The 20,434-nt window shown below is 70.2% G+C and carries 20 protein-coding genes; 7 read left to right on the top strand and 13 right to left on the bottom strand.

Going from position 1 to position 20,434, the window contains the following annotated elements:
- Window positions 1-99: 99 nt before the first annotated feature.
- Together AB0L71_RS01700 and AB0L71_RS01695 are read right to left on the bottom strand one after the other, a co-directional pair.
- Window positions 100-1,554, bottom strand: coding sequence for an alkaline phosphatase PhoX (locus tag AB0L71_RS01700; RefSeq protein WP_365236792.1), 1,455 nt, complete (start codon window positions 1,552-1,554; stop codon window positions 100-102).
- 192 nt (window positions 1,555-1,746) lie between these two features.
- The gene (locus tag AB0L71_RS01695; RefSeq protein ID WP_365236679.1) at window positions 1,747-3,201 is read right to left on the bottom strand and encodes a hypothetical protein; all 1,455 of its coding nucleotides are present in this window, start codon (window positions 3,199-3,201) and stop codon (window positions 1,747-1,749) included.
- 577 nt (window positions 3,202-3,778) lie between these two features.
- Here AB0L71_RS01695 and AB0L71_RS01690 point away from each other — a divergent pair.
- Window positions 3,779-4,912 (top strand): peptidoglycan bridge formation glycyltransferase FemA/FemB family protein, encoded by a 1,134-nt coding sequence (locus AB0L71_RS01690; protein WP_365236677.1) that lies wholly within the window; start codon window positions 3,779-3,781, stop codon window positions 4,910-4,912.
- A 33-nt stretch (window positions 4,913-4,945) separates the two neighbouring features.
- Here AB0L71_RS01690 and AB0L71_RS01685 read toward each other — a convergent pair whose 3' ends face one another.
- On the bottom strand, window positions 4,946-5,629 hold the full coding sequence (locus tag AB0L71_RS01685) for a DUF4232 domain-containing protein (RefSeq protein ID WP_365236790.1): 684 nt from the start codon (window positions 5,627-5,629) through the stop codon (window positions 4,946-4,948).
- 147 nt (window positions 5,630-5,776) lie between these two features.
- Between AB0L71_RS01685 and dapA the strand changes: the two genes are divergently transcribed.
- Entirely contained in the window at window positions 5,777-6,661 is an 885-nt protein-coding gene (gene dapA, locus AB0L71_RS01680) for a 4-hydroxy-tetrahydrodipicolinate synthase (RefSeq protein ID WP_365236675.1), read from the top strand.
- Here the strand turns inward: dapA and dapD are convergent.
- On the bottom strand, window positions 6,658-7,647 hold the full coding sequence (gene dapD / locus AB0L71_RS01675; protein ID WP_365236673.1) for a 2,3,4,5-tetrahydropyridine-2,6-dicarboxylate N-succinyltransferase: 990 nt from the start codon (window positions 7,645-7,647) through the stop codon (window positions 6,658-6,660). The genes dapA and dapD overlap by 4 nt on opposite strands.
- An 88-nt stretch (window positions 7,648-7,735) precedes the next feature.
- Entirely contained in the window at window positions 7,736-8,977 is a 1,242-nt protein-coding gene (locus AB0L71_RS01670; RefSeq protein ID WP_365236671.1) for an MFS transporter, read from the bottom strand.
- A gap of 105 nt (window positions 8,978-9,082) precedes the next feature.
- Between AB0L71_RS01670 and AB0L71_RS01665 the strand changes: the two genes are divergently transcribed.
- From AB0L71_RS01665 to AB0L71_RS01655, 3 genes are all read left to right on the top strand, one after another.
- Entirely contained in the window at window positions 9,083-9,988 is a 906-nt protein-coding gene (locus AB0L71_RS01665) for a winged helix-turn-helix transcriptional regulator (RefSeq protein WP_365236669.1), read from the top strand.
- Between the two features lie 115 nt (window positions 9,989-10,103).
- The gene (locus AB0L71_RS01660) at window positions 10,104-11,210 is read left to right on the top strand and encodes a hypothetical protein (protein WP_365236667.1); all 1,107 of its coding nucleotides are present in this window, start codon (window positions 10,104-10,106) and stop codon (window positions 11,208-11,210) included.
- A 172-nt stretch (window positions 11,211-11,382) separates the two neighbouring features.
- Window positions 11,383-11,898 (top strand): DUF1203 domain-containing protein, encoded by a 516-nt coding sequence (locus AB0L71_RS01655; protein WP_365236665.1) that lies wholly within the window; start codon window positions 11,383-11,385, stop codon window positions 11,896-11,898.
- A gap of 89 nt (window positions 11,899-11,987) precedes the next feature.
- On the opposite strand, the gene AB0L71_RS01650 is transcribed toward AB0L71_RS01655, so the two are convergent.
- From AB0L71_RS01650 to AB0L71_RS01615, 8 genes are read right to left on the bottom strand one after another with little or no spacing between them, the layout of a single operon-like run.
- On the bottom strand, window positions 11,988-12,341 hold the full coding sequence (locus AB0L71_RS01650) for a metal-sulfur cluster assembly factor (RefSeq protein WP_365236663.1): 354 nt from the start codon (window positions 12,339-12,341) through the stop codon (window positions 11,988-11,990).
- The gene (gene sufU / locus AB0L71_RS01645; RefSeq protein ID WP_365236661.1) at window positions 12,338-12,793 is read right to left on the bottom strand and encodes a Fe-S cluster assembly sulfur transfer protein SufU; all 456 of its coding nucleotides are present in this window, start codon (window positions 12,791-12,793) and stop codon (window positions 12,338-12,340) included. The genes AB0L71_RS01650 and sufU overlap by 4 nt, the downstream gene beginning before the upstream one ends.
- Before the next feature lie 26 nt (window positions 12,794-12,819).
- Complete coding sequence (locus AB0L71_RS01640; RefSeq protein WP_365236659.1) at window positions 12,820-14,076, bottom strand: cysteine desulfurase; 1,257 nt, start codon at window positions 14,074-14,076, stop codon at window positions 12,820-12,822.
- Window positions 14,073-14,837 carry a Fe-S cluster assembly ATPase SufC gene (sufC, locus tag AB0L71_RS01635; RefSeq protein WP_365236657.1) on the bottom strand — a complete coding sequence of 255 codons (765 nt, stop codon included), beginning with the start codon at window positions 14,835-14,837 and terminating at the stop codon, window positions 14,073-14,075. Before sufC ends, AB0L71_RS01640 begins: the two co-directional genes overlap by 4 nt.
- Window positions 14,838-14,844: 7 nt before the next feature.
- On the bottom strand, window positions 14,845-15,162 hold the full coding sequence (locus tag AB0L71_RS01630) for a bifunctional 3-phenylpropionate/cinnamic acid dioxygenase ferredoxin subunit (protein WP_093539686.1): 318 nt from the start codon (window positions 15,160-15,162) through the stop codon (window positions 14,845-14,847).
- Window positions 15,162-16,343, bottom strand: coding sequence for a Fe-S cluster assembly protein SufD (gene sufD, locus AB0L71_RS01625; RefSeq protein ID WP_365236654.1), 1,182 nt, complete (start codon window positions 16,341-16,343; stop codon window positions 15,162-15,164). The genes AB0L71_RS01630 and sufD overlap by 1 nt, the downstream gene beginning before the upstream one ends.
- Window positions 16,344-16,403: 60 nt before the next feature.
- Window positions 16,404-17,825, bottom strand: a complete 1,422-nt coding sequence (gene sufB, locus AB0L71_RS01620; RefSeq protein ID WP_365236652.1) for a Fe-S cluster assembly protein SufB — start codon at window positions 17,823-17,825, stop codon at window positions 16,404-16,406.
- Window positions 17,822-18,583, bottom strand: a complete 762-nt coding sequence (locus AB0L71_RS01615; protein ID WP_365236650.1) for a metalloregulator ArsR/SmtB family transcription factor — start codon at window positions 18,581-18,583, stop codon at window positions 17,822-17,824. Before AB0L71_RS01615 ends, sufB begins: the two co-directional genes overlap by 4 nt.
- A gap of 135 nt (window positions 18,584-18,718) precedes the next feature.
- Here AB0L71_RS01615 and AB0L71_RS01610 point away from each other — a divergent pair, with 135 nt between their 5' ends.
- Both AB0L71_RS01610 and AB0L71_RS01605 read left to right on the top strand, forming a co-directional pair.
- Window positions 18,719-19,645, top strand: a complete 927-nt coding sequence (locus AB0L71_RS01610) for an ABC transporter ATP-binding protein (protein ID WP_365236648.1) — start codon at window positions 18,719-18,721, stop codon at window positions 19,643-19,645.
- Window positions 19,642-20,409 carry an ABC transporter permease gene (locus AB0L71_RS01605; protein WP_365236646.1) on the top strand — a complete coding sequence of 256 codons (768 nt, stop codon included), beginning with the start codon at window positions 19,642-19,644 and terminating at the stop codon, window positions 20,407-20,409. The genes AB0L71_RS01610 and AB0L71_RS01605 overlap by 4 nt, the downstream gene beginning before the upstream one ends.
- Window positions 20,410-20,434 lie beyond the last annotated feature (25 nt).

The raw sequence follows: 20,434 nt of genomic DNA, 5'->3' as shown, positions 1-20,434 counted from the left end.
TCGTCATCAGCGGCTACCACGTGCGCAAGATCCGACGCGCGCGGGAGCTCCCTCGCGCGTCGGATTCCACGGCGGACGGCCTGGGGCGGTCCCGCCGTATCAGGGCCGCTCGGGCTGCCGCTTCCACGGCCCGGTGATGGCGAGCATGATGCCGGGCGTCTGGATGTTGGCGTACAGGGTCCTGCCGTCGGGCGAGAACGTGACACCGGTGAACTCGCTGTACTCCGGCTCCTGCTCACTGCCGATGTTCAGCTCGTTGCGGGCGATGGGGTACGTGCGGCCGCTCTCGGTCGCGCCGAAGAGGTGCTGGATGCCGTTGCCGTCCTCGGCGATGACCAGGCCGCCGTACGGCGAGACGGTGATGTTGTCCGGGCCGTCGAAGGCGCCGTCCTTCGACGGGTCGGCGTTCACCCCGAGGAGCACCTTCAGCGTCAGGGTGCGGCGCTTGGGGTGGTAGAACCAGACCTGGCCGTCGTGCTGGACGGGGCTCTCCGCGCGGGCGAACGAGGAGACGATGTACGCACCGCCGTCACCCCACCACATGCCCTCGAGCTTGCGTGCGCGGGTGACCTGGCCGTCCGCGAACTGCTTGCGCACGGAAACGGCCTTCGCGTCGCGGTCGGGGACGTCCACCCAGTCCACGCCGTACACCGTGCCGATCTTCGTGGCGCGGGACAGGTCGTCGACGAACGCGCCGTTGCTGTCGAAGCACTTGGTGGCCTGCAGGACACCGGCGTCGTCGGCGAGCGTGCGCAACTGGCCGCGGCCGTGCCGGAACCCGTGCGGCGGGACCCAGCGGTAGAGCAGCCCGTTGGGACCCGCGGCGTCCTCGGTCAGGTAGGCGTGGCCCTGCTTGGGGTCGATGACGACGGCCTCGTGGGCGAACCGGCCGAACGCCTTGACCGGGCGCGGGTCGCGGTTGGCCCGCTTGTCGTACGGGTCGACCTCGAAGACGTAGCCGTGGTCCTTGAGCAGACCGTTCTTCCCGGCCCGGTCCTCGGTCTCCTCGCAGGTGAGCCAGGTGCCCCACGGGGATGCGCCACCGGCGCAGTTGGTGGAGGTACCGGCGATGCCGACCCACTCTGCGGTGCGGCCGTCGCGGCGGGTCTCCACGACGGTGCAGCCGCCGGCCGCGACCGGATCGTAGACGAGGCCCTCGGTCAGCGGGACCGGGTGCTCCCAGCCGGCGCGGGTGCCGCTCAGCTCGTGGTTGTTGACGAGCAGGGTGACGCCGCGCGGGCCCTCGAAGGTGGCCGTGCCGTCGTGGTTCGAGGGGGTGTACTCGCCGGACTCCAGCCTGGTGACGCCGCTGTGCGTGATGACCCGGTAGGAGAAGCCGGCGGGCAGGGCGAGGAGGCCGTCGGGGTCGGCGATCAGCGGACCGTAGCCGGGCTCGTGGCTGCTTCCGGGGCCGCGGTCGTCGTGGCCCCGCGCAAAGTCCCCTGCGGCCAGGGCTCCGGGCGCGGTGGCCAGCGCGGCGACGGTACCGGTCAGGGCGATGCCGGCACCGGTGAGGACTGACTGTGTGGTGAATTCCCTGCGCGTGAAGGGCATCACGGACTCCTGGAGCAACTGGGCGGTTGTTGGTGCGCCCACAGTCGCGTCCCTGCGCCAACACCAGTTGAACTGCGGGCGACGCCCAGGGACATCCTTCCTGTGCACTTGGCCGGATGCGATCGACGCCCCGTCAGGAGCCGGATGCCCCGGCCTCGCGCCGTCGTCCGTAGCGCGACCGCCGCCCGGGTCTCAGTCCCTCGCCCGCGAGCGCGCCCTGAACGCCGCCTTGCGAGCCTCCTTGGCCTTCTTCTTGTCGCTGTGCAGCCGTCCCATCGCCTCGAGGACGTCCGCCGTGGCCGGGTGCTCCACCCGCCACGCCTCGTCGAAGAAGCCGCTGTGCTGACCCGCCAGACCCTCGACGAGGCCCTGGAGCTCGTCCAGCTCGCCCTCGGCCTCCAACTGGGCGGCGATCGTGTCGATGGCGAGCCAGAAGATCATCGACTCCGTCGGGGCGGGCACGTCCGCCGCGCCCACCTCCGCGAGCCAGACCCGGGCCAGGCCGCCCAGCTCGGAGTCGTCGAGCACCGTGCGCACCGCGGGCTCGGCCTCCGCGCCGACCAGGGCGAGCGCCTGCTGGCAGTGGAGGCGGCGCAGCGGCCCCTGCTGGTCCATGCCCCGTGCGGCTGCGAGGAGTTCGGTCGCGGCACCGTCCGCGGCGCGCCGGGCGAGCCACAGCTCGACCTCGCCGCGGGCCGCCGCCTCGGGGTAGTACGCGATGCCGGCGAGGAGTGCGTCGGCCCCCTTGTCCATGAGGTCGCCGACCGCCGGGGCATCCACCCCGGCGTCCAGCATGCGGGTCCGGATGCCGTACATCCCGAGGGGGGTCAGCCTCACCATTCCGTAGCGGGTGATGTCCTCCTCGTCGGCCTGCGGTGCCGCTCCCTCGCCCTCGTCGACCAGCAACGCCTCGTCCACCGGGTGGTATTCGACGATGCCGATCGGTTCGAGGACCCGGAACTGGTCGTCGAGACGCATCATCGCCTCGGAGACCTGCTCCAGGATGTCGTCGGTGGGTTCGCCCATGTCGTCCGGCACGATCACCGATGCGGCGAGGGCGGGCAGCGGTACCGGGACCGCGTCCGTGGCGTCGTCACCGACGGTGAGCAGATACAGGTTGCCGAGCACCCCGTCGAGGAAGTCCGCCTCGGCCTCCGGGTCCCAGTCCAGGGACTGGAAATCGATCGAGCCGTCCTCGGCGACGAGATCGGCGAGGTCGTCGAAGACCGGTGCGCAGGCATCGACATGGACGGCCTCCAGGCCGTCGAGCCAGATCGACAGGACGTCCTGCGGTGAACCGCCGGTGATCAGCGCGAGGTTCTCACCGGCGACGACGGTGCCCTCCGCGTCCTCCTCCTCGGTGTCCTCCGGGTCCTCGACATCGACGAGGCCCGTGTCGACCGCGAGCCGCCAGGCCTCGCTCGCCTCCGCCGCTCCCTCCTCGTCCGCCGCCAGCCCGAGGTGCTCGGCCGCCGCGGGCAGCTGTTCCTCGACGAGCTCGCCACCGGCACCGACCCGGGTCCCGGGGCCCGCCCAGCGGGCGAGCCGGACGGCGCGGGCGAGCAACGGAGTGGCGAGCGCGTCCCGCGCCAGTTCGGCCTCGGTACGCAGCCGTACGGGCGGCAGGGTGGGGCGCTCTGCGGACATCAGGTGGTTCTCCTCGGGACGTACGGCGCGTACGGGGTCAGGCGGCCCAAGCGTAGACGCATTTCGCCCCATGCCGCCCGGTTCATGCGAGAGACCGCGGCAGCACACCCGGGAGTTCGCGGCAACTTCCCGTCCCGGACACGGGATTGACGTGCTCGGACGTCTCCCGGGGCCCCCGCCGCCGATGCATATATCGGTCCCCCCTCCCGCGGACGGCCGGGAAGTCCCCTGCCGCGAGCGTGGCGGCGCGCGTCCGGCACGGCCGCGCCGGTGTCCGCGCAGCGCTCGGCCCGGCCGCGCCGCAAGAAACCTGGTGCACCTGTTCGTCACTCCACCGGGCGTAACGGTGCACCGTCCCTCGGCTCTCACCCGCATGGACGGTGCACGGGCGCAGCCCCTGATGCGGCCGTTCCCGGCTGCCCACGCCCGGCGGACGGGCGAGGCCGTCCGCCGCCGCACACCCCTCGCCGCCCGCCCCGGTACGCCGGGTGCGCATATGGTCGACGCACACCCCCAGGATGCCGTCGGCCCATCGGGCAGGACGTGAAACCGGGCAGGACAACGAACGGAGTACCTCATGAAGCTGCGCCTCAAGGCCATTTCCCGCGAGGAACACCTCGCGTTCGTCGCGAGCCGGTCCGCCGTGAGCCATATGCAGGTTCCGTCGTGGGGTGATGTGAAGCCCGACTGGCGCGCACAGAGCGTCGGCTGGTTCGACCGCGACGGCAGAGGCCCGGAACGGATCGTCGGAGCCGGGCTCGTCCTCTACCGCCCGCTCCCCCGGCTGAGGCGCTATCTGGCCTACCTTCCGGAAGGCCCCGTCATCGACTGGCACGACGCCGATCTGGGCCGGTGGCTGGATCCTCTGCTGGCGCATCTGAAGGAGCAGCGCGCGTTCTCGGTGCGCATGGGCCCCCCGGTGGTCGTCCGCCGCTGGGACGCCGAGACCGTCAAGGACGCCATCGCCGACCCGGCCGCGACACGGCTGCGGGACGTACCGGCGGACGCGAACGACCCGCAGGCCGACGGGGTCGTGGAGCAGTTGCGCCGGCTGGGCTGGCAGCAGAGTGAGGAGGGCGGCGCGGACGGCTTCAGTGCCGGGCAGCCCCGCTATGTGTTCCAGGTGCCGTTCGACGGGCAGTCGCTGGAGGAGATCCGGGGCGGACTGAACCAGCAGTGGCGGCGCAACATCAAAAAGGCGGAGAAGGCGGGTGTCAAGGTCGTCGAGGGCGGCTACGAGGACCTTCCGGCCTTCTACGAGCTGTACCGCGAGACGGCCGAGCGCGATCGTTTCGTCCCCCGCCCGCTCGTCTACTTCCAGCGCATGTGGACCGCGCTGCGGAGCGAGGCCCCCGACCGGATGCGGCTCTATCTCGCCCATCACGACGGCGACACACTCGCCGCGGCGACGATGCTGACCGTCGGGAACCACGTCTGGTACTCCTACGGCGCCTCGACCGCCCGCAAGCGCGAGGTCCAGCCCAACAACGCCATCCAGTGGCGCATGATGAGCGACGCGCACGAGCGGGGCGCGGGCGTCTACGACCTGCGTGGCATCACCGACACCCTGGACGAGGGCAACCACCTCGTGGGCCTGCTGCGCTTCAAGGCCGGCACCGGCGGCCGGGCGGCCGAGTACATCGGCGAATGGGAGTACCCGATCAACAGGCCGCTCCACAGGGTCTTCGCCCTGTACATGGCCCGTCGATGACCCCGGTGGCTCCGGAGTGCCCGGGGGCCGCCGTCACTGCGGCTTCGTCCGCCAGGCGGTCATGTTCAGCTCGTCGAGCAGCCGCACGTCGCTCCCCTCCAGCGGGAAGGTGCGCGCCTCCAGGCCCGGGGCCGGTGCGATCGCCAGCGCGTCGCCCTCGATGAGGTCGCCGCCGGTCGGGGTGGAGACCCAGGCCAGGAGCGAGTACATGCTCCGCCCCGGCTTCAGCATGACCTCCTCGGGGCCCGGGTCGCTCCCCATGTAGGAGGAACCCGGATTCACCGGGACCGGCAGCGGGTCACCGGCGTCGTCCAGGGCGCGGACGGACGGATACCCGAAGACGCGGTACGGCTTGCTGCCGCAGTTGGTGAGGGTGAGGCCGACGGCCCGGTGCCCCAGCGCGGCCTGCACCTCACCCATGTCGACGACGACCCCGGAGGACGGGCAGCCGGCCGGAACGCTGGCGGCGGGGTCGGGCCCCTGCGCCGACGGCGTCGGTGGCCGGTCGGGGAGGGAGACGCTGGGAAACGGTGACGGCAGCGTGTCGGCGTGCACCCCGTAGGAGGTCGTCGGCTCCGGTTCACCCTCGCCGGCAGGTACCAGAAACCCTGCACATCCCGAGAGTGTCAGGGCCAGTGCCCCGGCGGTGAGCACGGCCGTCACCGGCCGCCGCCCCTCGGCTCCGGCCCCCGTCGCCGCCCCGGTCCGTGCCCGCATGCTCATCCCCGCCCCGCATCGGTCTGCCGCATAGGCGTTCGATCATGCCAGAGTGCGGACTCCCGCTCGACTGTTGAGCATCTCTGACCTTTCACCGCAAGAAGAACTAAGTAGACCTTCACGGTCTGGTCGGCCGACACTTCAGGAATGACCGCCACCGCAGGCCCCTTCGGCCGCACCCTCTGCGCGATGATCACGCCGTTCACCGCTTCCGGCACGCTGGACCCGGACGCCGCGGGGAGGCACGCCGCCTCCCTGGTGGCCGACGGCTGCGACGGCCTGGTGCTCAGCGGCACCACCGGCGAGTCCCCGACCACCACGGACGCCGAGAAGACCGCACTGCTGCGGGCCGTCAGAGAGGCGGTCGGCGGCGGTGTGCCGATCGTCGCCGGAGTGGGCGGCCCGGACACCCGGCACACCCTGACCCTCGCCCGGCAGGCCGAACAAGCGGGCGCGGACGGCCTGTTGGTGGTGACGCCCTACTACAGCAAGCCGCCGCAGGCCGCCGTCGAGGCGTACTTCCGACGGATCGCCGACGCGACCGGCCTGCCGCTGATGCTGTACGACATCCCCGGCCGCACCGGCACCCGCATCGAACCGGAGACCCTGCTGCGGCTCGCGGAGCATCCGCGCATCGTGGCCGTGAAGGACTGTGCGTACGACCTGCTCGGCTCGACGAAGGTGATCGGTGCGACCTCGTTGGCGTACTACTCGGGCTGCGAGGAACTGAACCTGCCGTTGTACGCGGTGGGTGCGGCGGGCTTTGTCAGCACGGTCGCCAATGTGGCGCCCCGACAGCTGAGGGCGGTCCTGGACGCGTTCGACGCCGGGGACACCGCGCGGGCCGCCCGGCTCAACGGGCTGATCCTCCCGCTCGCCGAGGCGATGATGTCGGCGGGGCTGCCCGGCACCGTCACGGCGAAGGCCCTGCTCGACGCCGGACCGGTCCGCGAACCGCTGCAGCCCGCCGGACGCGTGGCGACCGACGGGCTGCGGAAGGTGTACGAGGAACTCCTCGCCATTACTTGCTAGTTGTGGCTGTGCAGGATGTCGTTGAGGCCGCCCCAGACCGCGTTGTTCGGGCGGGCCTCGACGGCACCGGTGACCGAGTTGCGGCGGAAAAGGATGTTCGAGGCGCCGGAGATCTCGCGGGCCTTGACGATCTGCCCGTCCGGCATGGTGATGCGGGTACCGGCCGTGACGTAGAGGCCGGCCTCGACGACGCACTCGTCACCGAGCGCGATCCCGACCCCGGCCTCGGCCCCGATCAGACAGCGCTCGCCGATGACGATGCGCTCCTTGCCGCCGCCGGAGAGGGTACCCATGGTGGAGGCGCCGCCGCCGATGTCGGAGCCGTCACCGACCACGACACCCGCGGAGATGCGGCCCTCGACCATGGACGTGCCGAGGGTGCCCGCGTTGAAGTTGACGAAGCCCTCGTGCATCACCGTGGTGCCGGATGCGAGGTGCGCGCCGAGCCTGACCCGGTCGGCGTCGGCGATCCGGACGCCCTTGGGCGCCACGTAGTCCGTCATCCGGGGGAACTTGTCGACCGAGGTGACCTGGAGGTGCAGGCCGTCCGCGCGGGCGTTCAGCCGCACCTTCTCCAGGTCGTCGACGGCGACCGGGCCGAGCGAGGTCCAGGCGACGTTGGCGAGGAAGCCGAAGATGCCGTCCAGGTTCAGCCCGTGCGGCCGGACGAGGCGGTGCGAGAGGAGGTGGAGGCGCAGGTACGTGTCGTGGGCGTCGAGCGGCTTGTCGTCGAGCGAGGCGATGACCGTACGTACGGCGACGATCTCCACACCGCGGCGGGCGTCCACACCGATGGCCTTGGCGGCTCCCCCGCCGAGAAGGTCGACGGCCTGGTCGGGGGTGAGTCGTTCGCTCCCGGCCGGTCCGGGCTCCGAGGTGAGCTCCGGGGCGGGGAACCAGGTGTCGAGAACGGAACCGTCGCCGGCGATGGTGGCGAGGCCGGCGGCGACGGCGCCGGTGGTGCGAGGAGAGGTCGTGTCGGTCATGACACGAACCTAACCGGCGAGGCGCCGCCGGAGCCAACCGGTCTCGCCGGATGGTCGCGGCACGTCCCCAGGAGGCCAGACCGCATGGTCAGCCGGGCTGCGTCTGCTGCTCGCGCACGGGGGCGGATCCGGGAGCGGGAGCCTTCTCGCGCACCGGTTGCCCCAGCCGCCGCGCCGCCAGCACCGCCGCCCCCGCACCGCCCGCCAGCACCGCGCAGGCCGGCCAGAGCAGTCCGGGCGCGGTGGCGTAGAGGGCGCCGCCGAGCGGCGGTGCGAGCACCTGCCCGCTGATGGAGGCGCCCGCGTACAGGCTCTGGAAGCGGCCCTGCGCATGAGCGGGAGCCTGGTCGGCGACGTACGCCGTGGCGGTGGTCTTGTAGAGGATCTCCCCCGCGGTCAGCGCCGCCATCATGGTGACGGCGAACAGCGCCCCGGCCCCCGGGATCAGCAGCGCGTAGCCCAGCCCCACCAGCAGCAGTCCGGCGCCGACGATGCCGAGCGGTGCGCGTCGGCGCAGGGCATGGGCCGCGGGGAGCTCCAGCAGGAGGATGAGGCCGCCGTTGATGGCGAGCAGCCAGCCGTAGAACTGGGCGCTGTGGCCGTGCTCGGTCAGGAAGACGGGCAGGGTCGAGTACTGCTGCCGATAGACGAGGTCGACGCAGAGGATCGCGACGAGCAGGACCACGACCGCCGGCCTGGCCCCCAGCTCGCGCCACAGCCCGGGCGCGCCGGGCACGCGCACCGGCCGGTTGTGCGCGGTGCCGCGCGCCGGGAGCACCGCCGCCGCGTATCCGGCGAAGAGCAGGGTGCCGAGGCCGTCGGCGACGAACAGCCAGTCGTACGAGAACCGCGCGGCGATCAGCGCGCCGAGCGGCGGGCCGACGGTGAACGCGGCGTTGCTCCCGGCCCGCACGAGGGCGAAGCTCTGGCGTCGGCCTCCCTCGGGAACGGAGACGGCGACGAGAGCGGAGTTGGCGGCGCGTACGACACCCGCCGCGTACTGTGCGAGCGGCAGCACCCCGTACATCGCGACGACCGGCAGGACCGGCAGGGTGGCGAGTGCCGTCCCGCTGACCAGCGCACCGGTCAGAAGCATCCGGCGATGGCCGTAGTGGTCCCCGAACCAGCCACCGGTGAAGTTCCCCGCGACCAGGCCGATGCCGCCGACGCCCGCAATCACTCCCGCCTGCGGGACGGTCAGCCCGCGCGGGCCGGTCAGATAGACGAAGAGAAAGACGAACGTGAAGCTGACGACTCCGTTGAGGAACGAGCCGAAGGCCAGCAGCCGCACGGTGCGCGGTACGTCGCGCACGATCCCGAAGAACCTCATCAGCAGCGCTCTCCCCCAGTAAGTTCCCTTTGGGAACTGACTATGGCAGCATGCTTGACTGCAGGTCAATCAGGTAAGAGACGGCAGCGGACCGACGGAGGAGCCATGCCTCAGCGCACCAGCCTGGCCGACGCCGACTGCGCTATCGCCCAGGCGCTCGACGTCGTGGGCGACTGGTGGACCCTGCTGATCGTGCGGGACACGGCGCGCGGGGTGCGCCGCTTCGACGCGCTCCAGGAGGAACTGGGCGTGTCCCGCAAGGTACTGACGGAGCGGCTGCGACTCCTGGTCGAGGCGGGAGTGCTGTCCCGGGAGCCGTACCAGGACCGGCCGCCCCGGTACGAGTACCGGCTCACCCGGCGCGGACATGCCCTGTTGCCGGTGCTGATCGCTCTTCAGGACTGGGGTGACACCTGGGTGATGGGAGACGGCGAGATGACGGCAACGACCACGGAGGCGTCGAAGGAGGCGGCCCGGGTGCACGCTCTGGTGGGCACGCGCCTGCCCGAGCTGCACCTGCTCGACCACGACGGCGTGTTGCGCGACCCTGTCGCCGGCACCCCGTACACCGTCCTCTACTGCTTCCCCGGCGCCTACGCCCGCCAGGACGCCTATCCGCCGGGGTGGGCGCAGATCCCCGGCGCACGGGGCTGCACTCTCGAATCCTGTACGTACCGCGACCAGTGGGCCGACTTCACGGCAGCGGGCGCGACCGTGCACGGGGTGTCCACCCAACGCCCTGACGAGCAGCGGGCCTTCGCACAAGTGGAGCGGTTGCGCTTCCCGTTGCTGTCCGATGCGGAGCTGGAGCTGACGGCGGCTCTGCGGCTGCCGACGTTCCGCGCGGCGGGGACGAGCCGGCTGAAGCGGCTGACGCTGGTGGTGGACCGGAACCGGACGATCCGCGAGGCGCTGTACCCGGTCACGGACATCGAGGCGAGCGTGCGGGCGGCACTGGCGGCGGTCCGCGAGGCGGGCCCCTGCGACGGGCGAGGGGCGCCCGAGGCCTGAGCGGCCCGTGACCGAGCGGGCCGGGTTGGGCGGGTCCCCCGCACATCGGCACCGCGCCGGGCCGGGACGCTACCGTGTCCCGACCAAGCACACCGGACGACGACGGGGAGCGGCAGTGACGCAGGACGCAGGGTGGGGCGGCGGTCCGCCGTACGGCGGGGCACCGTACGGGGCGGCACCGGGGTGGGGCGGCTGGATGCCGCCGCCGAAACCCGGAGTCATACCGCTGGTGCCCCTGAAGCTCGGGGACATACTCGGCGGCGCCCTGGGCACCCTGGGGCGCTACTGGAAGCAGTTGCTCGGCATCGGCGCCGCCGCGTACGGCGCGGCCCTGATCGTCGTGGGGGCGGCGGCTCTGATCGGGTACTCGGCGGTCAGCGGCCATCTGGACCGGGTCCTCTCGCTCGGCGCGGAGGAGGACCCGTCGTCCGACGACATCGTGCCGCTCCTGATTGCCCTCGGCATCGTCTGGCTGGTCGCCGTGATCGCCCTCATGATCACTACGGCCCTGGTGTACGCGGCCGTTCCGGCGGTCCTCCAGGACGCGGTGCTGGGCAGGCCGACCACCTTCTCCGCCGTCTGGCGCCGGGCCTGGGCCCGGGTACCCGCGCTGATCGGAACGGTGCTCCTCACGGCACTGGCCACGATGGTTCCGGCGGTGCTGATGGTCATCGGCTTCATCGCCGTGGTGATCGGAGCGATCACGCTTTCGGACGGGTCGGGCATCGCTGTGTGGGTCGCGCTCGGGTTCCTGGGCGCCCTGGCGACCGCACCCCTGGCGATCTGGCTCTGGGTGAAGTTCAGCCTGGCTCCCTCGGCCGTGGTCTTCGAGGGACAGGGGCCGGTGGCGGCACTGCGCCGCTCGTCACAGCTGGTGCGCGGCGACTGGTGGCGTGTCTTCGGGATCAGCCTGCTGGGCATCGCCATCGCCGCCATGGCGAGCTACATCATCCAGATCCCGTTCTCGTTCCTCGGCATGTTCTCCGGCATGATCGGCGGCTCGACCCTGGACGACGACCCGAACCCCGCAGCGGTCGTCGTCGCCATGAGCGGCTACGTGGTGGTCCTCCTGCTGGGCCAGCTGATCGGCCAGTTGGTCTCCGCGACGTTCCCGCAGCTGGTCACCGGGCTCCTCTACGTCGACCGGCGCATGCGCACGGAGAACCTGGGCCCGGTCCTCGCCGAGGCGGCGGCCGTACCGCCGCAGCAGTACGGCCCGTAGGGCGCCGCCCCTCGCCCCGGAGGATCCGGGGCACCGGATCACGCCCGGCTTGCGCCCGGACCCGGCCGGGCGTCTCCGGGCGGTCTTCTGTGCGGGCAGGTGTGTGGGCACACGCCGACGTGATGTCGGTTTCCTGCCAGCACGCACAGGTGCGTCGATCCAGCATGGCCACATGACCAGGTACACCGTGCTCCCCATCGACGCAGCCGCCCTCGAGGAACTGCGGGTCGCCGATGACGCGGGCCGTCTCTGCGTCCCGTACCCCGCGACCCGCGACGACGCGGGCTCCCCGCTGCGCTGCTGTCTGCGTCCCATCGCGCCCGGTGAGCGGATCGCGCTTGTTTCGTATGCCCCGTTGCGGCGCTGGGCCACCACGAGCGGTGCGGATCCGGGCGCGTACGACGAGCAGGGGCCCGTCTTCATCCACGCCGATGGGTGCGATGGTTTCGCCCCAGGCGAGGCCTACCCCTTCGCCCGGCCGGATGCCCTGCGTACCGTGCGCCGCTATGACGCCCGGGGCCATATCGTGGGTGGCCGCCTTCTGGAGATTCCGGCCGACGCCACGGCCGGCTTCGATTCGGCCTTCGACGATGCGTTCAGCGACCCGGACGTGATGCTCGTGCACGTCCGGGCACTGGAATACGGATGCTTCCAGTTCGAGGTGCGAAGGCCCCGCGAACGGCAGTAGGCGTCACCGTCCACATCACGCACACGGCGGACGGACAACGCCGACGGGCCCCTGGTCAAGACCAGGGGCCCGTCGACGGTACGGTCGGCTCAGACGTTGAAGCCGAGCGCGCGCAGCTGCTCGCGCCCGTCGTCCGTGATCTTGTCCGGGCCCCACGGCGGCATCCAGACCCAGTTGATCCGCAGCTCGCTGACGATGCCGTCGGTCGCGGACTTCGCCTGGTCCTCGATGACATCGGTCAGCGGGCAGGCCGCGGACGTCAGGGTCATGTCGAGGGTGGCGATGTTGGCCTCGTCGATGTGGATGCCGTAGATCAGACCCAGATTCACGACATCGATACCCAGCTCGGGGTCGACGACGTCGTACAGGGCTTCGCGGACCTCCTCCACGGAGGCCGGCTTGGTCGTCAGGCCCTCGTCGGATGTCACCGTGTTCTCGCTCATGCCGTCTTCCCTTCGGACAGCGCTTTCGCCGTCGCGTCCTTCCACGCCATCCAGCTCAGTAGCGCGCACTTGACCCGGGCCGGGTACTTCGAGACACCGGCGAACGCAACGGCGTCCTCCAGCACCTCTTCCATCGCGTCGTCCGGCTCCAGCTGGCCCTTCGACTGCATCAGCTCCAGGAAGGTCTCCTGGATCTTCTGCGCCTCGCCCAGCCGCTTGCCGACCAGCAGCTCGTTCATCACGGATGCGCTGGCCTGACTGATGGAGCAGCCCTGACCCTCGTACGACACATCGACGATGGTCTCGCCGTCGTACTTCACCCGGAGAGTGATCTCGTCGCCGCACGTCGGGTTGACGTGGTGCACCTCGGCGTCGCCGTCCCGCAGGCCGCGCCCGTGGGGGTGCTTGTAGTGGTCCAGGATCACTTCCTGGTACATGGAATCAAGCTTCACCAGTCAACCCTCAGCCGATCTGCCTATTAACCGAAAAAGTTCCGTACGTGTTCCAGACCGTCCACCAGGGCGTCGACCTCGGCGGGCGTGGAGTACAGATAGAACGACGCTCGTGTCGTCGCGGGAATTCCGAACCGCAGGCAGACCGGCCGGGCGCAGTGGTGTCCGACCCTGACCGCGATGCCCTGCTCGTCGAGCACCTGGCCCACGTCGTGGGGGTGGATGTCGCCGAGCGTGAAGGAGATCGTGGCGCCACGGTCCTCGGCCGTCGCAGGACCGATGATCCTGAGGTCGGGGACGTCCAGGAGCCGCTTCACCGCGTACTCGGTGATGGCGTGCTCGTGCTGCTGGATCTTCTCCATGCCGATCGCCGAGAGGTAGTCCACGGCCGCGCCGAGGCCGACGGCCTGGGCGATCGGGGGCGTACCGGCCTCGAACTTGTGCGGCGCGGGCGCGTACGTCGACGAGTGCATCGACACGGTCTCGATCATCTCGCCACCGCCGAGGAACGGCGGCAGGTCCTCGAGGAGCTCCTGCCGGCCCCAGAGCACACCGATCCCGGTCGGGCCGACCATCTTGTGGCCGGTGAAGGCCACGAAGTCGGCCTGCAGCGCCTGCACGTCGAGCACCATGTGCGGGGCGGCCTGCGAGGCGTCGATGCAGACCAGCGCGCCGACCTGCTGGGCACGACGGACGATCTTCTCGACCGGGTTGATCGTGCCCATGATGTTGGAGACCAGGGTGAAGGAGACGATCTTCGTCTTCTCCGTGATGATCTCGTCGATGTTGGACAGGTCGAGGCGGCCGTCGTCGGTGATGCCGAACCACTTCAGCTTCGCGCCGGTGCGCTGCGAGAGCAGCTGCCACGGCACGATGTTGGAGTGGTGCTCCATCTCCGTGGTGACGATCTCGGTGTCGTGGTCGACCCGGTAGGGCTCGTCGGCCCAGCCGAGCATGTTGGCCACCAGGTTGAGCGACTCGGAGGCGTTCTTGGTGAAGATCACCTCGTTGCGGCTGGGCGCGTTGATGAACGCGGCGACCTTGTCACGGGCGCCCTCGTACAGCGCCGTGGCCTCCTCCGCGATCGTGTACACGCCACGATGCACGTTGGCGTTGTGCCGCTCGTAGTACTCGTTGAGCGCGTCGAGCACCTGGCGCGGCTTCTGCGAGGTCGCCGCGCTGTCCAGGTAAACGATCTTCTTCCCGTCGTGGACCGTACGATCCAGCAGGGGGAAGTCCTTGCGGATCGCCTCGGTGTCGAGGAGGCCCGGCAGCTGTGTCACGCGGAAGCGCCACCCTTCACATAAGCCTCGTAGCCCTCGTTCTCCAGCTTGTCGGCGAGCTCGGCACCACCGGACTCGGCGATACGGCCGTTGGCGAAGACATGCACGAAGTCGGGCTTGATGTAGCGAAGGATCCGCGTGTAGTGCGTGATCAGCAGGGTGCCGACCTCACCGGTCTCACGGACCCGGTTGACACCCTCGGAGACGATGCGCAGGGCGTCGACGTCCAGACCGGAGTCGGTCTCGTCGAGGATCGCGACCTTCGGCTTGAGAAGCTCCAGCTGAAGGATCTCGTGGCGCTTCTTCTCACCACCGGAGAAGCCCTCGTTGACGTTGCGCTCGGCGAACGCGGGGTCCATCTGGAGCCGGCCCATCGTCTCCTTGACCTCCTTCACCCAGGTACGCAGCTTGGGCGCCTCGCCGCGGACGGCGGTGGCGGAGGTGCGCAGGAAGTTGGAGACCGAGACTCCGGGGATCTCGACCGGGTACTGCATCGCGAGGAACAGACCGGCGCGGGCGCGCTCGTCGACGGTCATCTCCAGGACGTCCTCGCCGTCCAGCGTCACCGAACCGCTGGTGACGGTGTACTTGGGGTGTCCCGCGAGGGAGTAGGCGAGGGTGGACTTGCCGGACCCGTTCGGGCCCATGATGGCGTGGGTCTCGCCCTGCTTCACGGTCAGGTCGACGCCCTTGAGGATCTCCTTCGTGGCGTTGTCCGCCTCGACGGAGACATGCAGGTCGCGAATTTCAAGCGTAGCCATAGGTGACTCAGGACTCCTGGGTGACGGAGACGAGCACATCGTCCCCTTCGATCTTGACGGGGTATACGGGGACGGGGCGCGTCGCGGGCAGACCGGACGGCTTGCCGGTGCGCAGGTCGAAGCTGGAGCCGTGCAGCCAGCACTCGATCATGCAGTCCTCGACCTCTCCCTCGGACAGGGAGACGTTCGCGTGCGAGCAGATGTCGTTGATCGCGAACACCTCGCCCTCGGTACGGACGACGGACACCGGGACGCCGTCGAGTTCCACCCGCTTCGGGGTGTCGTCCTCCAGCTCGCTCAGCGCACAGGCTTTGACGAAGGCCATCAGACGGAAGCCTTCAGCTCGGCCTCGATCTTCTCCAGCAGCCGTGCCTCGACGTCCGGCAGACCGATCTGCTGGACGAGTTCGGCGAAGAAGCCGCGCACGACGAGCCGGCGGGCCTCCTCGGCGTGGATGCCGCGGGACATCAGGTAGAAGAGCTGCTCGTCGTCGAAGCGGCCGGTCGCGGAGGCGTGGCCGGCGCCGACGATCTCACCGGTCTCGATCTCCAGGTTCGGCACCGAGTCGACCCGCGCGCCGTCCGTGAGGACGAGGTTGCGGTTCATCTCGTAGGTGTCGGTGCCCTCGGCCCTGGCCTGGATGAGTACGTCGCCGATCCACACCGCGTGCGCGCCGTCGCCCTGGAGCGCGCCCTTGTAGGCCGCGTTGGACTTGCAGTGAGGGGTGTTGTGGTCGACCAGGAGGCGGTGCTCCTGGTGCTGGCCCTTGTCGGTGAAGTACAGGCCGAAGAGCTCGCACTCGCCGCCCGTTCCCGCGTAGCGGACGCGGGGGTGGAGACGGACCAGGTCACCGCCGAAGGTGACGACGATGGACTTGAACGAGGCGTCCCGGCCGACCAGCGCGTTGTGCTGGCCCACGTGGACCGCGGTCTCGTCCCAGTCCTGCACGGAGACGACGGTCAGCTTCGCGCCGTCACCGAGGACGTAGTCCACATTGGCGGCGAGCACCGCGTCACCGGTGTGGTCGATGACGACGACGGCCTCGGCGAAGGCACCCAGCTCGACGACCTGGTGGCCGTACGCCACACCGCCCTCGCCGTGCACCGTGATGCGGATCGGCTCGGTGAGCACGGCCTCCTTGGCGACCGTGACGACGGTGGCCTCCTCGAAGGACGTGTAGGCCTGGGCGGCGACGCGGTCCACCGGGATACCGGCCCTGCCGAGCCGGGCGTCGTCACGGCCGACGGTCTCGACCGTGACGCCCTCGGGTGCCTCGATCGCGACCTTCACCGCGCCGTCGGTGGCGACGGCGGTGCCGTCGTGCAGCCCGCGCAGCCGCTCCAGCGGCGTGAACCGCCACTCCTCCTCACGGCCGTGCGGGACCGGAAAGTCCGCGACGTCGAAGGACGGCGGTGCGCTCATGCGCGTGGCGACGGTCGACTCGGCGGCCACCGCGATGGACCCGGTGGTGGTGGACCCCGCCGGAATGTTCTGAGCCTCAGCCATGGCTGTCGTAGTGCTCGCTTTCTCTGTCAAAAGTCGGAGGAATTCGGTCGTCAGGCTGTGCTAGCCGACCGACCCCTCCATCTGCAGCTCGATCAGCCGGTTGAGCTCGAGGGCGTACTCCATCGGCAGCTCCTTCGCGATCGGCTCGACGAAGCCGCGCACGATCATCGCCATCGCCTCGAACTCCGTGAGGCCGCGGCTCATCAGGTAGAAGAGCTGGTCCTCGGAGACCTTGGAGACGGTCGCCTCGTGCCCCATCGACACGTCGTCCTCGCGGACGTCGACGTAAGGGTAGGTGTCGGAGCGCGAGATCGTGTCGACCAGCAGCGCGTCGCAGAGAACGTTGGACTTCGCGCCCGGCGCGCCCTCGCCGATCTCGATCAGGCCGCGGTAGGAGGTGCGGCCGCCGCCTCGCGCCACCGACTTGGAGACGATGTTCGACGAGGTGTTCGGGGCCATGTGGACCATCTTGGCGCCGGCGTCCTGGTGCTGGCCCTCGCCCGCGAAGGCGATGGACAGGGTCTCGCCCTTGGCGTGCTCGCCCATCAGGTAGACGGCCGGGTACTTCATGGTGACCTTGGAGCCGATGTTGCCGTCGACCCACTCCATGGTCGCGCCCTCGTAGGCCACGGCGCGCTTGGTGACCAGGTTGTAGACGTTGTTCGACCAGTTCTGGATCGTCGTGTAGCGGCAGCGGCCGCCCTTCTTCACGATGATCTCGACGACCGCCGAGTGCAGCGAGTCGGAGGAGTAGATCGGCGCGGTGCAGCCCTCGACGTAGTGGACGTAGGCGTCCTCGTCGACGATGATCAGCGTCCGCTCGAACTGGCCCATGTTCTCCGTGTTGATACGGAAGTAGGCCTGCAGCGGGATGTCGACGTGGACACCCTTCGGCACGTAGATGAACGAGCCACCGGACCACACGGCCGAGTTCAGCGAGGCGAACTTGTTGTCGCCGACCGGGATGACGGTGCCGAAGTACTCCTTGAAGAGCTCCGGGTGCTCCTTCAGCGCGGTGTCGGTGTCGAGGAAGATGACACCCTGCTCCTCCAGGTCCTCACGGATCTGGTGGTAGACGACCTCGGACTCGTACTGCGCGGCGACACCGGCGACCAGGCGCTGCTTCTCCGCCTCCGGGATGCCGAGCTTGTCGTAGGTGTTCTTGATGTCGGCGGGCAGGTCCTCCCAGGACTCCGCCTGCTTCTCCGTCGACCGCACGAAGTACTTGATGTTGTCGAAGTCGATGCCCGACAGGTCGGAGCCCCAGTTCGGCATGGGCTTCTTCTCGAAGAGCTTGAGGCCCTTGAGGCGCAGCTTCAGCATCCACTCGGGCTCGTTCTTCTTCGCCGAGATGTCGCGGACGACATCCTCGGAGAGCCCGCGCTTGGCTGCGGCTCCTGCCGCGTCGGAGTCGGCCCAGCCGAATTCGTACGTACCCAGACCCTCGAGCTCAGGGTGGGCAGTCTCCGTAGGGAGCGTCATGCGGGGTTCCTCCCGGCCGTGCTTGCAGATGCTGAATGGGTGGTCTGTGGCGCTTGCTGCGGTGCTGAGTGGCCGCTGCGCGGAATGTACGTCGTGCACACACCGTCGCCGTGGGCGATGGTGGCCAGACGCTGCACATGCGTCCCGAGGATGTCGGAGAAGAACTCCGTCTCCGCCTCGCACAGCTGCGGATACTGCTCGGCAACGTGGGCGACCGGGCAGTGGTGCTGGCACAGCTGCTCGCCCTGTTGTGGACCGGGCGCGCTACGCGCCGTAGCAGCGTACCCGTCGGCGGACAAGGCTTTGGCCAGCGCCTCGGTGCGTTCCGAGGGATCCGCCGCCTCGATCGCCGTGCGGTACGCCTCGGCCTGGCCGGCGATCCGGGCCCGGGCGAAGGCGACAACCGCTTCGTCGCCCGAGGTCTCCGCGATCCAGCGCAGCGCGTCGGCGGCGAGCTGGTCGTAGGACTGGTCGAAGGCGTCCCGTCCGCAGTCGGTGAGGGCGAACACCTTGGCCGGGCGGCCACGGGTCCGCGCCCCGTACACCCGCTGCTCACGGGCCTCGACGACACCGTCGGAGACCAGGGCGTCGAGATGGCGGCGTACAGCGGCCTGGGTGAGACCGAGACGCTCGGCCAGCTCGGCGACCGTGGACGGGCCGTGGTCCAGGATGGAGCGCGCGACCCGGTTGCGCGTCGAACGCTCACCGGTCGCGAGATCCTCCTGCGGTGACTCCCGCCTGCCCTCGCCGTATTTCACAACGCCATTGTTGCGTAATTCGTCCGGCTCTGACAACCACGTCAGGAACGATCTACGGTGCGGTTCGTCACTTAGGGTTACCTAATTCGGCCCCGGGAGACGGCCCCTTTCCGTCCCTGCCTAGACTTACCGGCCATGAAGAGCGAGCCCGTCGTACAGGTCCGGAACCTGGTGAAGCGGTACGGCCCCAAGACCGCTGTGGACGGCCTCGACCTGTGTGTACGCACCGGTACGGTCACCGCCGTCCTCGGCCCCAACGGCGCCGGCAAGACCACCACCGTGGAGACCTGCGAGGGCTACCGCCGGCCGGACGGGGGGACGGTGCGGGTCCTCGGGCTCGACCCGGTCGCCGACGCCGCGAGGCTCCGCCCCCGGATCGGCGTGATGCTCCAGTCGGGTGGCGTCTACTCCGGGGCACGCGCCGACGAGATGCTCCGCCACATGGCGAAGCTCCACGCCGATCCCCTCGATGTCGACGCCCTGATCGAGCGCCTCGGCCTCGGCAGCTGCGGGCGCACGGCCTACCGCCGGCTCTCCGGCGGCCAGCAGCAGCGCCTCGCCCTGGCGATGGCCGTCGTCGGCCGCCCCGAGCTGGTCTTCCTGGACGAGCCGACCGCCGGCCTCGACCCGCAGGCCCGGCGGTCCACCTGGGACCTCGTGCGGGAGCTGCGCTCCGACGGCGTGTCGGTGGTGCTCACCACGCACTTCATGGACGAGGCCGAGGAGCTCGCCGACGACGTCGCCGTCATCGACGCGGGCAAGGTCATCGCCCAGGGCAGCCCCGAGGATCTCTGCCGCGGCGGCGCCGAGAACACCCTGCGTTTCACCGGCCGCCCCGGCCTCGACCTCGGCTCCCTCCTGAAGGTGCTGCCCGACGGCACGGAAGCGGCCGAGGTCACCGCGGGCACGTACCGCATCAGCGGCGACGTCGGCCCGCAGCTGCTGGCCACCGTCACCTCCTGGTGTGCGCAGCACGGAGTGATGCCGTCCGGCATCTCCGTGGAGCGTCACACCCTGGAGGACGTCTTCCTGGAACTGACCGGCAAGGAGCTGCGCGCATGAGCGCCGGTACGTACGCCCCGCGGGCGGGCGCCGCCCCGCTGTCCCGCATGATCGCCGCGCAGACCGCGCTGGAGACGCGGATGCTGCTGCGCAACGGCGAGCAGCTGCTGCTGACCGTGGTCATCCCGACGCTGCTGCTGGTGCTCTTCAGCGCCGTCGACATCGTGGACACCGGCGCGGGTGAGTCCGTCGACTTCCTGACCCCCGGCATTCTCGCGCTCGCCGTGATGTCCACGGCCTTCACCGGCCAGGCCATCGCCACCGGCTTCGAGCGGCGCTACGGGGTGCTCAAGCGGCTCGGCGCCTCGCCGCTGCCGCGCTGGGCGCTGATGACCGCCAAGACGCTGTCCGTACTGGTCACCGAGGTGCTGCAGGTAGTACTGCTCACCGTGATCGCGTTCGCGCTCGGCTGGTCCCCGCACGGCAACCCGCTCGCCGTGCTGCTGCTGCTCGTGCTCGGTACCGCGGCCTTCTCCGGACTGGGGCTGCTGATGGCCGGGACGCTGAAGGCGGAGGCGACGCTCGCCGCGGCCAATCTGGTCTTTCTGCTGCTGCTGGTCGGCGGCGGGGTCATCGTGCCGCTGGAGAAGTTCCCGGACGCGGTCCAGTCGGTGCTGGGGCTGCTGCCGATCGCCGCGCTGTCCGACGGGCTGCGCGACGTGCTCCAGCACGGCGCGTCGATGCCGTGGGGCGACCTCGGCATCCTCACGGTGTGGGCCGTGCTCGGGCTGGGCGCCGCCGCGAGGTTCTTCCGCTGGGAGTGAGCGGACCCACGCGCTCCGTAGACGT

The sequence above is a fragment of the Streptomyces sp. NPDC052052 genome (assembly GCF_040680455.1).
Taxonomy (GTDB): Bacteria; Actinomycetota; Actinomycetes; order Streptomycetales; family Streptomycetaceae; genus Streptomyces.
Note: the sequence above shows the minus strand (reverse complement) of the source record. Positions and strands in the feature narration are given on the sequence as shown.

Excerpts from the sequence above, each read along its gene's own strand:
- AB0L71_RS01700 (WP_365236792.1), bottom strand. The coding sequence starts at position 1,554 with ATGCCCTTCACGCGCAGGGAATTCACCACACAGTCAGTCCTCACCGGT.
- AB0L71_RS01695 (WP_365236679.1), bottom strand. The coding sequence starts at position 3,201 with ATGTCCGCAGAGCGCCCCACCCTGCCGCCCGTACGGCTGCGTACCGAG.
- AB0L71_RS01690 (WP_365236677.1), top strand. The coding sequence starts at position 3,779 with ATGAAGCTGCGCCTCAAGGCCATTTCCCGCGAGGAACACCTCGCGTTC.
- AB0L71_RS01685 (WP_365236790.1), bottom strand. The coding sequence starts at position 5,629 with ATGCGGGCACGGACCGGGGCGGCGACGGGGGCCGGAGCCGAGGGGCGG.
- dapA (WP_365236675.1), top strand. The coding sequence starts at position 5,777 with ATGACCGCCACCGCAGGCCCCTTCGGCCGCACCCTCTGCGCGATGATC.
- dapD (WP_365236673.1), bottom strand. The coding sequence starts at position 7,647 with ATGACCGACACGACCTCTCCTCGCACCACCGGCGCCGTCGCCGCCGGC.
- AB0L71_RS01670 (WP_365236671.1), bottom strand. The coding sequence starts at position 8,977 with ATGAGGTTCTTCGGGATCGTGCGCGACGTACCGCGCACCGTGCGGCTG.
- AB0L71_RS01665 (WP_365236669.1), top strand. The coding sequence starts at position 9,083 with ATGCCTCAGCGCACCAGCCTGGCCGACGCCGACTGCGCTATCGCCCAG.
- AB0L71_RS01655 (WP_365236665.1), top strand. The coding sequence starts at position 11,383 with ATGACCAGGTACACCGTGCTCCCCATCGACGCAGCCGCCCTCGAGGAA.
- AB0L71_RS01650 (WP_365236663.1), bottom strand. The coding sequence starts at position 12,341 with ATGAGCGAGAACACGGTGACATCCGACGAGGGCCTGACGACCAAGCCG.
- sufC (WP_365236657.1), bottom strand. The coding sequence starts at position 14,837 with ATGGCTACGCTTGAAATTCGCGACCTGCATGTCTCCGTCGAGGCGGAC.
- AB0L71_RS01630 (WP_093539686.1), bottom strand. The coding sequence starts at position 15,162 with ATGGCCTTCGTCAAAGCCTGTGCGCTGAGCGAGCTGGAGGACGACACC.
- sufD (WP_365236654.1), bottom strand. The coding sequence starts at position 16,343 with ATGGCTGAGGCTCAGAACATTCCGGCGGGGTCCACCACCACCGGGTCC.
- sufB (WP_365236652.1), bottom strand. The coding sequence starts at position 17,825 with ATGACGCTCCCTACGGAGACTGCCCACCCTGAGCTCGAGGGTCTGGGT.
- AB0L71_RS01610 (WP_365236648.1), top strand. The coding sequence starts at position 18,719 with ATGAAGAGCGAGCCCGTCGTACAGGTCCGGAACCTGGTGAAGCGGTAC.
- AB0L71_RS01605 (WP_365236646.1), top strand. The coding sequence starts at position 19,642 with ATGAGCGCCGGTACGTACGCCCCGCGGGCGGGCGCCGCCCCGCTGTCC.